14 protein-coding genes are annotated in these 16,631 nt (G+C 28.9%); 12 read left to right on the top strand and 2 right to left on the bottom strand.

Features of this window, described 5'->3' with window-relative positions; genetic code table 11:
• Nucleotides 1–77 precede the first annotated feature (77 nt).
• The 5 genes from lonB to CLPA_RS12990 all read left to right on the top strand — a co-directional run bounded on the left by lonB (nt 78) and on the right by CLPA_RS12990 (nt 6,620).
• Entirely contained in the window at nt 78–1,754 is a 1,677-nt protein-coding gene (gene lonB, locus CLPA_RS13010; RefSeq protein ID WP_003442626.1) for an ATP-dependent protease LonB, read from the top strand.
• A gap of 123 nt (nt 1,755–1,877) precedes the next feature.
• The gene (gene lon, locus CLPA_RS13005) at nt 1,878–4,220 is read left to right on the top strand and encodes an endopeptidase La (protein WP_003442623.1); all 2,343 of its coding nucleotides are present in this window, start codon (nt 1,878–1,880) and stop codon (nt 4,218–4,220) included.
• Complete coding sequence (yihA, locus tag CLPA_RS13000) at nt 4,201–4,785, top strand: ribosome biogenesis GTP-binding protein YihA/YsxC (protein WP_003442620.1); 585 nt, start codon at nt 4,201–4,203, stop codon at nt 4,783–4,785. Before lon ends, yihA begins: the two co-directional genes overlap by 20 nt.
• A 323-nt stretch (nt 4,786–5,108) precedes the next feature.
• Nucleotides 5,109–6,335 carry an IS91 family transposase gene (locus tag CLPA_RS12995; protein WP_003444845.1) on the top strand — a complete coding sequence of 409 codons (1,227 nt, stop codon included), beginning with the start codon at nt 5,109–5,111 and terminating at the stop codon, nt 6,333–6,335.
• A 15-nt stretch (nt 6,336–6,350) separates the two neighbouring features.
• Complete coding sequence (locus CLPA_RS12990) at nt 6,351–6,620, top strand: SIR2 family protein (protein ID WP_003441259.1); 270 nt, start codon at nt 6,351–6,353, stop codon at nt 6,618–6,620.
• Between the two features lie 167 nt (nt 6,621–6,787).
• Here the strand turns inward: CLPA_RS12990 and CLPA_RS12985 are convergent, their stop codons facing one another.
• Both CLPA_RS12985 and perR read right to left on the bottom strand, forming a co-directional pair.
• Nucleotides 6,788–7,738, bottom strand: coding sequence for a hypothetical protein (locus CLPA_RS12985; protein WP_003442617.1), 951 nt, complete (start codon nt 7,736–7,738; stop codon nt 6,788–6,790).
• 114 nt (nt 7,739–7,852) lie between these two features.
• A complete protein-coding gene (gene perR / locus CLPA_RS12980) occupies nt 7,853–8,281 on the bottom strand; it encodes a transcriptional regulator PerR (protein ID WP_003442614.1) in 429 nt (142 codons plus the stop codon).
• A gap of 473 nt (nt 8,282–8,754) precedes the next feature.
• Between perR and CLPA_RS12975 the strand changes: the two genes are divergently transcribed.
• From CLPA_RS12975 to trmB, 7 genes are all read left to right on the top strand, one after another.
• Entirely contained in the window at nt 8,755–10,131 is a 1,377-nt protein-coding gene (locus CLPA_RS12975; RefSeq protein WP_003442611.1) for a PhoH family protein, read from the top strand.
• Nucleotides 10,132–10,452: 321 nt separating this feature from the next.
• On the top strand, nt 10,453–11,535 hold the full coding sequence (locus tag CLPA_RS12970; protein WP_003442608.1) for a phosphodiester glycosidase family protein: 1,083 nt from the start codon (nt 10,453–10,455) through the stop codon (nt 11,533–11,535).
• A 17-nt stretch (nt 11,536–11,552) separates the two neighbouring features.
• Nucleotides 11,553–12,593, top strand: coding sequence for a hypothetical protein (locus tag CLPA_RS12965; protein ID WP_003442605.1), 1,041 nt, complete (start codon nt 11,553–11,555; stop codon nt 12,591–12,593).
• A gap of 142 nt (nt 12,594–12,735) precedes the next feature.
• The gene (locus CLPA_RS12960; protein ID WP_003442602.1) at nt 12,736–13,764 is read left to right on the top strand and encodes a phosphodiester glycosidase family protein; all 1,029 of its coding nucleotides are present in this window, start codon (nt 12,736–12,738) and stop codon (nt 13,762–13,764) included.
• A gap of 10 nt (nt 13,765–13,774) precedes the next feature.
• Nucleotides 13,775–14,800 (top strand): hypothetical protein, encoded by a 1,026-nt coding sequence (locus CLPA_RS12955; protein ID WP_003442599.1) that lies wholly within the window; start codon nt 13,775–13,777, stop codon nt 14,798–14,800.
• 194 nt (nt 14,801–14,994) lie between these two features.
• A complete protein-coding gene (locus CLPA_RS12950) occupies nt 14,995–15,648 on the top strand; it encodes a site-2 protease family protein (RefSeq protein ID WP_003442596.1) in 654 nt (217 codons plus the stop codon).
• A 272-nt stretch (nt 15,649–15,920) separates the two neighbouring features.
• Nucleotides 15,921–16,568 carry a tRNA (guanosine(46)-N7)-methyltransferase TrmB gene (trmB, locus tag CLPA_RS12945; RefSeq protein WP_003442595.1) on the top strand — a complete coding sequence of 216 codons (648 nt, stop codon included), beginning with the start codon at nt 15,921–15,923 and terminating at the stop codon, nt 16,566–16,568.
• The last annotated feature ends 63 nt before the right edge of the window (nt 16,569–16,631 follow it).

Below are 16,631 nucleotides of genomic sequence, written 5' to 3'. Positions count from 1 at the left end.
TACTAAAAATAATATTGTTCTTAAAATTATTTTTAGAAAGGAATGGATATTTTATAATATCTTTGGTGCAGATTAATATGACGAATATTTTATTAACTATAGAAATAATTTTTACTGTTATAGTTGGATTATATTTTTTCAACGCTTTAAAGAGTCAACAATCCAGTAAAATTGTAATCAATAAAGATTCTACAAAAGAAATGAATAATCTTCAAAAACTCAGAAAAATAACTCTTACTACTCCTTTAACAGAAAAAAGCAGACCCATAAGTTTTGAAGAAATAATAGGCCAAGAAAAAGCTTTGAAGGCCTTAAAGGCAGCACTTTGTGGACCTAATCCACAGAATGTGATAATTTATGGACCACCTGGAGTTGGTAAAACTGCTGCAGCTAGATTGGTTTTAAAAGATGCTAAGAAAAGAGATTGCTCTCCTTTTAAATTAGATGCAAAATTTATTGAAATAGATGCTACCACCGTGAGATTTGATGATAGGGGAATTGCAGATCCTTTAATAGGATCCGTTCATGATCCTATATATCAGGGGGCTGGATCCCTTGGGGTAGCAGGTGTACCTCAGCCAAAGCCTGGTGCAGTTACTAAAGCTCATGGAGGAATTCTATTTATCGATGAAATTGGTGAATTACATCCTATTGAAATGAATAAACTTTTGAAAGTATTAGAGGACAGAAAAGTATTTTTTGAAAGTGCCTATTATAATTCCGATAATAGTAATATGCCTAATTATATAAAAGAAATTTTTGAAAAAGGGCTTCCTGCAGATTTTAGACTTATAGGAGCTACTACAAGAAATCCTGAAGAAATTTGTCCAGCATTGAGATCAAGATGTGTAGAAATATTTTTTAGGGCATTACTGCCAGATGAGGTGGAAAAAATTGCTAGCAATGCATCTGATAAAGTAGGAACTAAGATAGAGGAAAGAGCATTAAATTTAATTGGAAAATATGCTAATAACGGAAGAGATGCTGTAAATTTAGTTCAATTGTCTGCTGGTATTGCTATAAATGAAAATAGAAATGAAATAAATTTACAAGATGTAGAATGGGTTATTGAAAATGGTCAATATTCACCGCAACCTGATAAAAAGATAAATAATAGACCTCAAATAGGTTATGTAAATGGTCTTGCTGTGTATGGTGCAAACATAGGAGCGGTTATGGAGATAGAAGCCAGTGCAAAAAAAATAAAATCAAGAAAGGGAATTTTAAAAGTAACTGGTATCGTTGAAGAAGAAGAAATAAAAAATTCTACAGGTAAAATTTTAAGAAAGAGTAATGCTAAATGTTCTATTGAAAACGTCATTACAATGCTTGAAAAAATTTTTGATATAGATTGTGATAAATATGATATACATATAAATTTCCCTGGGGGAATACCTGTAGATGGTCCATCAGCAGGTATAAGTGTGGCAACAGCAGTATATAGTGCGATAATGGAGATGCCTGTAAATAATAATGTAGCTATGACTGGAGAGATATCTCTATATGGTAAAGTTAAACCTGTAGGAGGTATGAATGCCAAGATAAATGCAGCAGTGAAAGCAGGAGCAGATAAAATTATAATACCTAAAGAAAATTGGCAGGAAAGTTTTAATAATATTTCTGGTGTGGAAATTTTTCCTATTGAACATATAAGTGAAGTATTTAAAATAGCTTTTTCTACAGACAATAAATCTGAAAAAATTGTAGTTGAATCTAATGCAAAAATTCTTGCTGCCCAAAAACTGAAATTTTGATTTTTGAATTTAGAAATAAATTAATTAAATAATAGTACTTATAATTGAAAAAAACTTGTTTTAAATGTATAATGTATAGGACTATCTATATGATTAGATAGTAATGAAAGTGAGGAGAGAAATATGAGCAGTAACAATATAAAAATTCTTCCTCTAATTCCGCTAAGAGGTATAGTTATATTTCCTTATATGGTAATGCATTTTGATGTTGGCAGAGAGAAATCAATACTTGCTTTAGAGGATGCTATGATAAATGAACAAGAGATATTCCTGGTAGCACAAAAAAAAGCAAAGACTGAATCACCAGAAGAAAGAGATATATATTCCATAGGTACTATTTGTACTGTTAAGCAGCTCTTAAAATTACCTGGCAATACTATGAGAGTATTAGTTGAGGGAAATAAAAGGGCAAAAATTAATAAGTATATTGAAAAAGAACCATTTTTTAAAGTGGAAGTAGAAGAAATTGAAAATAAAGATTTATTGAATGATGAAAAAATTCAAGCTTTGATAAGATTAGTAAAGGAAAGTTTCAGCACATATATAAAGCTTTCAGGTACAGTACCTAGTGATGCATTAATACCACTGGATAATGTTGATGATCCAGGAAGATTTGCAGATATAGTGTCTTCTTATTTAATAATAAAGCAAGATAAAAAGCAAGAGATGTTAGAGGCAATTACTCCTATTGATAGATTGGAAAAAGTACTTGAAGTACTAGAAAATGAAGTTAATATACTTGAAGTGGAAAAAGAGATAGGAAATAAAGTCAGAGATAAAATAGATAAATCTCAAAAGGATTATTATTTAAGAGAACAAATTAAAATTATGCAGGAAGAATTAGGAGAAGAAGACGAAGATAAAAAGGAACAAAAGAAATATAAGAATAAAATAGCAAAAAGCAAACTTCCTAAAGAAGTTAAAGATAAAGCTATGTACGAATTAAATAAGCTAAAAAATTCTGGGAGTTATTCCTCAGAAGGAGGAACTATAAGAAATTATTTAGATTGGATTTTGGATTTACCTTGGAATGTAAAGACAAAGGATTACATTGATATAAAAAAAGCAAGGGAAATTCTTAATAAGGAACATTATGGACTTAATGATGTTAAAGATAGAATTATTGAATACCTTGCGGTTAAAAAAATAAGTAATTCATTAAAGGGACCAATACTCTGTCTTGTAGGCCCTCCAGGGGTAGGAAAAACATCTATCGCCAGGTCAATAGCCCATGCACTAAATAAAAATTTTGTTAGAATGTCCCTTGGTGGAGTAAATGATGAGGCGGAAATAAGAGGTCATAGAAGAACTTATATAGGTGCAATACCTGGTAGAATAATATATAGTATGAAAAAGGCAAAATCAAAAAACCCCCTTTTTCTATTAGATGAAATAGATAAAATGGGAGAAGGCTATAAAGGAAATCCTGCAGATGCACTTTTAGAAGTTTTAGATAGTGAACAAAATAATACTTTTAGAGACCATTATTTAGAATTAGATTTCGATTTATCAGAAGTTATGTTTGTAACTACAGCTAACACTCTGGATACGATTCCAGGACCACTTTTAGATAGAATGGAAATAATAGAAGTATCAGGCTATACTTCAGAAGAAAAATTCCATATAGCTAAAAATTATCTTATACCAAAACAATTGCAAGAGCACTCTGTGGATTCCAATAAAATTATCTTTAGTGATAACAGTATTTATTATATAGTAGATAATTATACTAGAGAATCTGGAGTAAGAAATCTTGAGAGAAACATTGCTAAAGTAATACGAAAATCAATTGCTGATATGGTAGAAAATGATAAGAGAAATATAAATATAACAATAACTCTTGTAAAAAAATATTTAGGCCCAGACATATATACTTTTGATAAAGTGGATAAGGATGATAAAGTTGGTATAGTTACGGGTATGGCTTGGACTGGCTATGGTGGAGATACTTTGCCTGTGGAAGTAGCAGTGATGCCTGGTAGTGGAAAATTATCTCTTACTGGTCAATTAGGTGATGTAATGAAGGAATCTGCAGAGACAGGTTTTAGTTATGTTAGAACTAATGCAAGTAAATATGGAATTAATGAAAAATTTTATAAAGAGAAAGATCTACACATCCATGTACCAGAGGGAGCTGTACCTAAAGATGGCCCATCAGCTGGGGTAACAATGATAACAGCTATGGTTTCTGCTTTGACTGATACAAAGGTAAAACATAATATAGCAATGACAGGAGAAATTACACTTACAGGAAGAGTTTTACCTATTGGCGGGCTTAAGGAAAAATCCTTAGCGGCCTATAGAGCAGGTATAGATACAGTTATAATTCCAAAGGATAATAAGAAAGATTTAAAGGATGTACCTAATTCAGTGAAAAGCAAAGTGAACTTTATATTGGCTGAAAAAGTTGAAGATGTGATAAAAACTGCATTGGTTGGTGATATAGATGGAAATAAAACAAGCTGAATTTATAATTTCAGCTGTAAAGAGAGAACAATACCCTAAAGATCAATTGCCAGAGATAGCATTTGTAGGAAGATCTAATGTGGGAAAATCTTCTATAATAAATGCACTTACCAATAGAAAAAAGTTAGTGAAGGTAAGTGGTACTCCTGGAAAAACTAGATTGATCAATTTTTTTCTAATAAACGATAATTCATATTTTGTGGATTTGCCAGGATATGGTTATGCGAAAATATCCAAGGAACAGAAAAAGGATTGGGGAAAAATTATAGAAACTTATTTAAAGAATAGAAATCCTCTTAAAAAAGTCGTACTCTTATTGGATTGCAGAAGAATACCTAATGAAGATGACATACTCATGTATAATTGGATTAAACATTATGGTTATAACTGTATGATAATATCTACTAAAAGTGATAAACTAAATAGAAGTGAATTATCAAAAAGTGAAAATACCATAAGAAAGACTTTAAAACTCCAAGAAAATGAAAAAATAAGTTTTTATTCATCCTTAAAAAAAGCGGGTACAGAGGAATTATTGGATAAAATTTTCTCTGAAGTTATATAAAAAATTATTTATTTTCAATAAATTTGAATAAGGATTTAAAAAGTGGATATTATAATAAATGTGATTGAAGATAATATCTTCAAGAGTGTGAAATGAGGGCAATTATGTAGTCTTTATTTTATACTAAAACCCCCCATCCCCCTTGGGACCGTAAAACGGTCCCTTTTTAATATATTAGGAATTTAAAAATTTTTTGTATAAAAATATTGCCCGGCAGGGCTTGAAAAATCTAATGTTAGAAGTTTGAGGAAAATATTACAAGTAATATTTTGGAATAGGATTTTTGATATAATTATTAGCAAATTTAGTGATTGGTGATGATTATGCAAGGTGTTATAAAACAAATATTTGTGGATAATTGGGAAAAATTCAGTGAGATATATAAAGGGAAAATTAGAGCTAACATAAGTAGAGAAGTTGATAAGATGATTAATTGTAAATCCTTAGATAATGGATTTATTGAGTTTAAGTGTGAAAATTGTGGTCATATAAAAAGAGTTGGATTTAGCTGTAAAAGTAGATTTTGTACCTCATGTGGTAAGAAAAAATCTGAAGAATGGTCTGATGAAATGGTGGCAAGACTTATTAACTCAAAGCATAGACATATGGTATTTACAATTCCACAGGAACTTAGAATATATTTTGCTAGGGATAGAAAACTATTATCATTATTACCTAAATGTTCAGCAAAAGCAATTATGAGCTGGTTTAGAGATTTAAATAAAAAAGAATGTTTTACACCAGGAATAATCTCAGTAATTCATACTTTTGGAAGAGACTTAAAATGGAATCCACATGTTCACTTAATTGTCACCGAAGGTGGTGCTGGAGAAATTACAATTTGGAGGAATACAAAACATATAAATTATACAGCACTAAGGAAAAGATGGCAAAAAATATTGTTAGACGAAATAGGAATTAATCTTAAAAGTGGAAAAAAAGAATTTAAAAAATTAAAAAATAAGCTATATAAAAGGTTAGAGAATGGATTTTATGTATATGGAAAAGGTGAAATAAAAACAGCAAAGCAAGCAGGAAAGTATGTTGGAAGATATACAGCAAGACCAGCTATCGCTGAATCAAGAATAATAAAGTATGATGGTAAAAAAGTAACTTTTCGTTATGAAAGACATGAAGATGGTGAAGAAGTTGTAGAGGAAATAGATGTTATTGATTTTATAGGTAGAGTAATAAGACACATACCAGAAAAGAATTTTAAGATGATAAGATATTATGGAATATATGCTAAAAACACAAGACATAAAAATAAATTTTTTAAGTTGGTAAATGAAAAAGTTGCTGAGTTCAAAAGAAAAATTAATAATTGGCAAACAAGAATACTTCTTACATTTGGAGTGAATCCATTAAAATGTGAAAAGTGTGGAACACAGATGAAATTTCATGATATATACTATAAAAATGTAAGTGTAAGAGAAAAATTTAAAGAGAAAATAATAGGTGAAAACAAAATAAAAATTGAAGAGATAATGTACAATTATGGTGTGATTAAGGGAATAATTCGTGATAAAATAGAGCCATTATATGTATAAAGGAAGGTAGTTATTATGGCTAAAAAGAATAAAAAAATAAAAGATAAACAAAGGGCAAAATATAAAGCTAAATTGAAAGAAAATTTAATTGAAGAAGACGGAGTCTTATATATATGTACAGAATGTGGAGTGGAAGAATATATACCAAGGGATGTAGTTGAGATGTTTGATGAAATAGATGATGAAAATGTAATTGAACCTCCTACATTTAGTTGCGAGAAATGCGGAGCTATAATGAAACCAAGAAAATATGACGGAGTTCATGGTATAACTTATGAGTATTAAAATGCGGAGCATCAATATGCTTCGCAAAGGTTTTAGCTTTATAAAAATATTATGAAATAGATATGCTAAGAAATGGGTCTAATTAAAGGGCTTCGCCCAAAAGAAGTTGAGCGAAGCGAAATAACGCGGCTGTGGCCGCTTTTTTATTTTAATAAAATTTTTTGGTATTATTTTTGAGAGAGAATTTGAATAGATAATATTTTAAAATAATTTTTATCACTTGGGTCTCCTTGTGACTTTAATAATAGATCTAAAGTGTAATTTTTTACTACATTTTTATCTTTATTGGAAATTGCTTTAAAGTTTAGTGTCCATTTAGTTTCAGTAATATCTCCATCCTTATTGCAACGGTTGTCCATAAAAATACCATCTTGAAATGTAAAAGTATTGTCTGAAGCAGATAATGTATTTATAGCATTTATATAGGCAGCGTCAGTATCAGGCAAAAATATGTCTAGTGGCTTTTCAGATTGGTTTTCAGGTAAACTCTGAATATAATTTATAAAGGATAGAATAGAATCTTTACCTAAAAAATTATCATTGTAATCATTGAAATAATTTATAAGCTTACCTTGAGAAAATATGTAATTAGACATAGTTATAGTATTCTTATATATATTGCCAGATATTATTTTTGGAGTCCTATTATTATGAAGATCTATAAATCCTATTAAATTATTAGCATTACATAAGAGATCTTTAAATTTATTATTATTCCATATAAATGTATGTTGAATTGATTTACCATTTTCAGAGGCTTGGATAAAAACTTCTGGAATTTTGTCCCTAGATATATCTAGAAAAGTAACTCTTAAAGGCCAATAATCATAATGATTACCAAGTGTATCTAGTTTTTTATTAGGAGTTAGAGGGTAATTTTTACCGTTAGAAATTACATCTATATTATAGCCTTTATCAGTCCATTTTATGGATATCAAGTCCTTTATTCCATCACCAGTAATATCATGATTTTTTATAGTTTTATTAGTGTTTATGGTACTGATAGTTGGTAGAGAATCTTTTGAAATAAAAAATAAAATTGACAATATAATTAAAAGTATAGTTAAAACAGAGTAATAAATATATTGTTTTTTGAAAAAAAATACTTTAAGTTTCATATTAATCACCTCATAGAAAATATATGATTAACATGATTAAGTTAGTATAAAAAAATAGATTATGTATTAAATACATAATCTATTGGGGGAAATAAAAAATTAGTAGACACTATTCTAAAAATCAGTATTGTCTTTATCCGCACAATCTTTACAAACACCGTAAAAATAAACTTTATTAGTCAATACTTTATAGTCGGTAAATTCAGCTATTTTATCATTTAAATTAGTAAAAGATACATTCTCTACATCATCTACTCTTCCACAGCACACACACTGTATATGTGGATGAGAACATACATTACTATCATATCTAAAATTACCTTCACCAACATTTAGCTCATTGACTAAATTTACTTCTGTAAGAGTTTTAAGTGCTTTATAAACAGTAGCTAAACTCATAGTTGGATAATCTGTTTGTAAAGCTTTGTATATAGTTTCAGCAGAAGGATGTTCTTTAGTAGATTGTAAATATTTATATACGGCTATGCGTTGAGGTGTCAATTTTAATTTTTTTTCTCTAAATATATTAGTTATGCTGTTCATAAACACCATCCTTATTTTTTAATTAATTATATTATATAATAAACATTATTAGTTGTCAAAAGGATAATTTTGGTAGTAAATAAAGTAACAGTAAGGTATACATGGAATTCATATTTTACATATATTAATATAAAAACTGGAAATTCAAATGAATTTTAAATACGTAATATTAATTTTAAAAAAATTAGCTATAATTTATAGAATGAATTAACATTTAATATATTTATAGATAATATAAATAATATATCAGAATATATATTTTTTACAAGATTTATTTAAAGTTAATTTATTCCTTTAATTTTAAGGCTAATTAAAATTATCTTCAAAAATCTAATGAAGAAGTTGCATGTTTTATACAATTTCATAAGTTTTAATAAAATTATTAAGAAGATAATTTTTAAAATATCTTTGAAACATACTATATGTTTTTATGTGTTTAATTTGTTGGGGTGAACTTGAAAGGGGGAGTTTTTTTGAAACGTACTTATGTTTTAGATACAAATGTTATCCTCTATTCTCCAGGAGCAATAACTTCTTTTGCAGACAATGATGTAGTTATTCCAGAAGTAGTTCTTGAAGAATTAGATTCATTTAAAAAAGACAATAGTGATTTAGGAGCTAATGCAAGACATGCAGCAAGAATATTAGATAAATTGAGAAAAGAAGGTAATATAAATAAAGGCATAAATCTTCCCGGTGGAGGTAAATTGAGAGTTGAGATGAATCACCATGATACAGTAATTCCTCAAAGTTGGGATAAATCTAAGGCTGATAATAGAATACTTCAGGTGTGTAAAGCTCTTAAGGAGCAGGGAGAAGATGTATATTTAATTAGTAAAGATATATTTGAAAGAATAAAAGGAGATTGCGTAGGCGTAAATGTAGAAGATTTTTATGAAAAAGTAGTGCCAGAATATGACAGTCAATATACTGGTAGAATTGATGTCTACGTGCCAGCAGAAAAATTGCAGGATTTTTTTAAAAATAAATATTTGGATTTACAAAATGTTTTAAGCTATTCTTATGAAGATAAAGAATATTATAAACCTCAGTTGTATATGAATCAATTTGTCATAATCCATTCAATGGATAACGATAAGCAAACAGCACTTGGCAGATTTGATGGAAAAAAAGTAGTTCCACTTATATTTACAGAGATGAAACCTCTGGGGCTTACCACAAGGAATGTTGGACAAAAATTTATGCTGGAAGCTCTTTATACTAATGCGGATAGAGCTCCATTAGTAATAATAAAAGGGCCTGCTGGTACCGCTAAAACATTATTTTCTTTAGCAGCAGGGCTTTATAAGATATTAGAAGAAAATGACTCAGAATACAGGAGAATTCTTGTATGCAGGCCTAATGTGACTATGGATGAGGATATAGGATATCTTCCTGGATCGGAGCAAGATAAAATCTCTCCATTTATGAGACCTATTTTTGATAATTTGGAGATACTTGTAGATTCAGATGAAAATGAAAGATATAAAAATGAAGGAGAGCTAAATGATAAAATAAAAGAACTTTTTGATAGAAGAATAATAACTACCGAAGCAGTAGCTTTTCTTAGAGGAAGATCCATATTGAAAAATTGGGTTATAGTAGATGAAGCACAAAATTTATCTCCTAAGCAGGTTAAAGCTATAATTACACGAGTGGGAGAAGGTACTAAGCTTATATTAATTGGGGATCCGGACCAAATAGATCATCCTTTTTTAGACTCAAGATCAAATGGGCTCTGTTATGCTGCAGAAAAGATGAAGGGAAGTAAGATATGCTATCAGGTTACGTTAAAGTTTGATGAATGTGAAAGATCTCCACTTGCTTTTGAAGCATCTAAAAGGTTATAATAATATCCAAGTACTCTGTTTATATATTACAGAGTACTTTTTGCTAGGTAACTTATTGTCAGCTAGTTAAAAACAATTAACAATTATTTTGTTTTAAATTTTAGAAACAAATTGCTAAAGTGATCAAAATAAAAATAAAATTTTAATCTGACTATAGTATTTTAAATTTTATAAATATTATGATTTAATTCTTAGTTACAAAAAATATACAATTTATATGTGAAAAGCTATTAAAAATGTTGTAAAATATAACTTAGGTATGTAAAACAAATTACATTTATGGGATTCACACTATAAAAAAAATTTTTATGAGGTACAGAAATGAAAAAGAGAGTTAATAATGAAACCAATTTAAGGAAAAATAGAATTAATAAAAATAGAGTAAAAAAAGTTAAAAGGTCAAGACTTTTAATATACTTTATAATTTTTCAGATTATTTTTGGCATAGCTACTGCTCCATTTATAGTTTTTTATGGGCCCTTTTCTACGCTTAAAAAGATGATTGTAGGTCAAGCTATGAGTACAATGAGCCATCAATATATAGCTACGCTTTTTTTATCGGAAAAACAGATTAACGATATATTGTATAGTGGTGAAGGCAATGGTAATCAAAATGATTCTGGAGTCATTGGCTCATTAGAGGAAGATTTACAAAAAATAAAAGTAGGAAATCACGATAATACTATTGAACTAGAAAAAGTTGATGGTAAAAAATTTACCGGTTTAATGCTAGTTGTCCATGATCCCACAAGGGTCAAAATTGGGTATTCTTCTAAACTTGGAGATGTAGGAGAAAAGACTAGCCAAATAGCTAAAAATAATGATGCAATAGCGGCTATAAATGGAGGAGGATTTCAGGATAAAGCTAAAAATTCTACAGCCACTTGGACAGGAACAGGAGCATTACCTACAGGTATAATAATTTCAGGTGGAAAACTAATTTATCCAAAAGAAAATGTAGATTATAATCAAAAATACATAGGAGTAACTGGTATTACGAAAGAAGGTCGTTTAGTAGTAGGTGATCACAGTATAAATGAATTAATGAAATACAACGTTAAAGAAGCTATATGCTTTGGCCCAACACTTATAGCAGGAGGGACACTGATGACCAGAGACAGTTATGGAAGACCTATAGATAGCCAGGGAGCTAATCCAAGAACTGCTATAGGCCAAAGAGCTGATGGAGCAATTCTTATGCTTGCTATAGATGGAAGACAGGGACTACAGATGGGAGCAACTATTGGCGATGTACAAAGAGTTATGAAAGAACAGGGAGCAGTAAATGCAGTTAATCTTGATGGAGGAGCTTCAACTACTTTATACTATAATGGAAGCGTACAAAACAATCCAAGTGATAAGTTTGGTGAAAGACCAATACCAACTGCTATATATGTGAAATAGACGAGGAGGATTAAGTAGTGAGAGCTTCTAAAAGAATTGTTACATGGGTTATAGTTTCATTGATATTACAATGTTCTGTTTACTTTTATTTAAATAATTTTTATTTCTCTCCAGAAGGAAATATAAAATTTACAAAAATGAATACTTTTGATAAAAAAAATACAATAAAACCTAATGTTACATTTTTAAGCAGTGATGAAAATATATCATTAAGTGATAATTTTGCCTATACGGCATCTTTGACTGATGGAATTGTAAAAGTAATGGATACTAGTACAGGAGAAAAGAGAAAGATAAGTTTTGGTAATGGAGTAAAATGCCTAGCTTATAAATGGGTGCCGGATACAAATAGAATGATCATAGCAGAGGAATTATATAATAGTAGAGGAAGAAAAGTTATAAAATTTTTCTACTATGATGCTGAAAAGCAGGAAAAAGCGGAGATATATAATTACGAGAATAAAGTAGAAAACTCAATGCCAGTAGGTGAAAGGGTAGATTTTCAAATTTCGGAATTAACTGGAGTACTCTATGCAAAGATAACTTATAGTAAAGTCTTGGCTAGCATATATAGATTAGATAGAAATGAAACTCTTAAAAGAGAGAGTACTGTAACAAGGAATATAGGGAATATATCTGTAGCTGCTAATAATGATCAGTTGTTATATGAGGATCTAGCTTATGGTGGGATACATAGTAATTATACGCCAAGGAGTACAGTAAGGCTTAATAAAGGTTCAAGTGTTTCACTTCTTGGCTCAGACGATGATGATAATTTTTATTTGGGACTTGGAAAATCTAGGATTAATAAGATATACTATGGAAAACTTACAGAGAATACTTCTCAATGGAAAGAAATATCTTTAAATACTCCAGCAGATATTAATAACATTATAATAAGTCCAGATAACAATGTATATGTAGTTGACAGAGAACAGGGAAATATCCTAAATGTAAAAAATAATAAAACAACTAACTTTAAAGGTACTTTTATAGAATTAAATAATAATTCAATTATTTCAAAAGTTGACAATAAACTTACTATAAAATCTTTCTAAGGTATATGAAAATAAATAGAAAGCCAAAGAGGAGGACATTTATTTGAATGTTCCTAAAAGTAAATTAATCATGAACACTATTTAAAATTTTGTCTATTTATAGTAGAATGTAGTAGTATTTATTTTAGAAAGGATAGATAAAATGTCTGATTCCAAATTAGAAAAAGAAGGTAAGAGGAAAAATAAATTTAGTAAATTAAAATATTCAATGGGTTTCCTTCTATTTGAGATTATTTTTACATCTATTACTTTAGTATTTATAGTATTTTATGGACCTTTTTTAAATATAAAAAAGACAGTTGTTGGTGCATTTATGACTTCTGGCAGACATCAATATGTAGCTAAATGGTTTTTGTCAGATGCAGATATAAATAAACTTACTAACACTGATTTAGCCCATCAAAAACTTAGTGAGAGCACAGAGAAGGTAAACGTAGACCAGATAAATGTTGAGCATAAAAACGACAGTGACATAGAAAGATATGATGTTGATGGTAAAAAATTTAAGGGATATATGTTAATCATACATGATCCAACTAGGGTAAAAGTTGGTTATACAAAGAATCTAGGTAAAGAAGGTCAATGTACTAGTGTAATTGCACAGGAAAATAATGCAATAGCAGCTATTAATGGTGGAGGTTTTAGTGATGAATCTTCTTCTGGAAATTCTAAGTATACTGGAACTGGAGGAAATCCTATAGGTATTTTGATGTCTAAAGGAAGGGTCATATCAAATAATTCGGGAAATTTATCTCAGAAAGTACCTACTATGGGAATTGATGTTGATGGAAAATTATTGGTCGGAAATTACAGTATTGAAGATTTAAAATCAAGTAATGTCACAGATGCTATTTCTTTTGGACCTGTGCTGGTGATAAATGGTAAACCTCAGCCCATTACTGAAGAAGGTGGTATTGCTCCGAGAACTGCTATAGGACAGAGAAAAGATGGCGCTATACTTTTGTTGGTTATAGATGGAAGACAATTAAAGAGTGCTGGTGCTACCTATGAAGATGTAAGAACAGCTATGCTGCAGTATGGAGCTGTAAATGCTATAAATTTGGATGGAGGTTCTTCAACTACAATGTATTATAATGGAGATGTTATAAATAATCCATGTGATGCTGTTGGGGAAAGATATGTACCTTCAGTTGTCTATGTTGAAAACTAGGAGGAAACCAATGGGCAAAATACTAAAACATATAACTATATGGATTATTATATCTTTAGCAATACAATTTACTACATTATATTATATAAATAAAAATTATTTGCAGGCAGAGGCAGCCTTTCAAACAAAAAAGATAGAGGTAAAATCAACTAAAAAGCAAGAGGCATCAATAGATATACCGGTAGATGTTCAAAAGGTAATGGCATCTTATGATGGAAATTTCATTTCTTATTGTCAAAATAATATTATTAAAGTCATTAATACTTCTAATGGTCAGGAAAAGAGTGTAAAGGCCTCTGAAGGTAATAAAATATCAATGTATAAATGGTTACCGGATAGGCATAGAATTATTATAGCAGAGAAAACTGCTGGTGATAATAGCGGTAGTATTGAATTAAAATATTATGATGCTTCTAAAGATGTTAAAGATAATATAGAGAGAATATCTTGGTCAAATAGTGAATCAGAGGTAGAAGATATACAAGTTTCACCGATAACAAATCTGATGTTCTTAAAAGTTAAAAGAGATTCCTCAAGAACAGATGTTTATGAAGTAAATGCCATGAATGAAGTAACTAAAATTAATATAAGTACTAAGCTTGGGAATATTAAAATTCTTCCTCATGAAGATGAATTGATTTATGAAAATACCTATAGTAATAATATACAGACTACAAATAAAAACCACAGCATAGTATTTAAAGATATTCAGAATCCCGTTATTTTGGGATGTGATAATAATGATAATATTTATATAGGAAATCTTTCTAACGGTAAGATAGATAAAATATATTATGGAAGTCCACAAAACTCTACAGATCAATGGCAGTTATTAAATCCTACTGAAGCATTTAATACTAAAGATGTATATATATCAGAAAATGGAGAAATATATGTTGATAGTCCATTAAAAAAGCAGGTACAAGCTTTAAAGAGCAATAAAATTACTGCTTATGCAGGAAATTTACTTGAAATGAATGAAAAGGTTATAATTTCTAATGATAACGGAAAATTAGTGAAAACCATTTATAAATAAGTCTTAATTAGTATTTGTTGTTATCTATCTATATATAAGTTAGAGATAACAGCGTATATACTTGTTTATTTAACATAAATTATTAAATACTAAGTTGATTTTTGGACTTATTTTACTATTTTTCAATAAGTATTATATATTTATTGAAAATTTGTTATAATGAATATATGTTGTTTAAAAAGGAGGAATATTTTTTGTTTGATTCGTCAACACTTTTAAATAAAATTTTATTAATACCAGCCATATTATTAGCCTTTACAGTTCATGAATATGCTCATGCGTTTGTAGCAGATAAATTAGGTGATAAAACTCCTAAATTTCAAGGAAGACTTACATTAAATCCAATAGCACACATTGATCCCATAGGATTTATATTGATATTGTTGATGGGATTTGGCTGGGCAAAACCTGTACAAACTAATCCTAGTGCTTATAAGAATTATTATAAAGATGATTTAAAGGTATCAATTGCTGGACCATTATCTAATTTAGCAATAGGTTTAATTTTTGCATTTGTAACTGCAATACTTTCTAAGATAGTACCAATATCGGATCTTACTGCTGTTATTATAACTATATGTACTTTTATATCTTATTTAAATTGTATGCTTTGTATATTAAATCTTATACCAATACCTGGATTTGATGGGTTCCACGTTTTAAGGGATTTATTTCCCAAGTTTTTTTACAATATAGCTGATTCTATGTATAGATATCAATTAATTATATTTATAGCTTTTGTAATGCCTATAATTGGAGGCAGATCAGTTTTTGATTATATCGTAGGAATACCTTCAAATGCCATATATAGAGCTTTTAGAAATTTGGCTTCAGTAGTTATAGGTTAAGAAATTATATAATTTAATTACCAGAGAAATATATACAATAGATATATTACGGTGTTTTGAATATAATGGTTAATTTGTTTTATTATATTTTTAAGACATCGTTTTATTTTAGTGCCTATATGAATTTATTGTGATTAATTGATTATCTATAAATCTGGTACTTTTATGTTTTTAATAAGTAAAGTGTTATATAAATTATTTATTAAGTAGAGGTCAATAGATTTTTTATTATTATATTATATACTTAGAATGAGATTAACGGAGGAAAAACAATGCGACTTAGAAAAAAGTGGTGGGCTAGACCTGAAATGGAGGAAAGTCCATTAGTTATAACAGAACCTAGAGAATACACAGGTAGATGGAAAGAAATATTTAATAATGATAATGAAATATACTTAGAACTTGGTTGTGGCAGGGGAGAATTTATAACTAAAAATGCAATAGACAATCCAGATAAAAATTATATAGCCATAGATTTAAAGGATGAAGTTTTAGTATATGTACTTAGAAAGATTAAAGAGGCTGAACTTGATAATGTTAGAATAATCCCTCTTGAAATAGCTTTTATAACTGAAATATTTGATAAGAATGAAATAAGCAGAATTTATATTAACTTTTGTAATCCGTGGCCTAAAGATAGACATAATAAGAGAAGACTTACTCATACAAGATTTTTAGAAAAATATAAACAATTTATAAAACCAGGTACGGAAATTTGGTTTAAAACTGACAATAGAGAATTGTTTGATGCTTCTTTAGAATATTTAAATAATTTTGGATTTGAACTATTGTTTTATACTTATGATTTGCATAGGAGTGGATTTGAACCTAATGTAATGACTGAATATGAAAAAAAATTTACTGATCTAGGTATGGAAATTATGTTTTTAAAAGCTAAGTTAAAAGATAGTAACAATTAACTAGTAATATGTTAATAGTATAATAAATGCTAATCTGGATAACATATATATTAAAATGAATGT

Source organism: Clostridium pasteurianum DSM 525 = ATCC 6013, assembly GCF_000807255.1.
Lineage (GTDB): Bacteria > Bacillota > Clostridia > Clostridiales > Clostridiaceae > Clostridium_I > Clostridium_I pasteurianum.
This window is presented reverse-complemented; position numbering and strand designations above follow the sequence as displayed.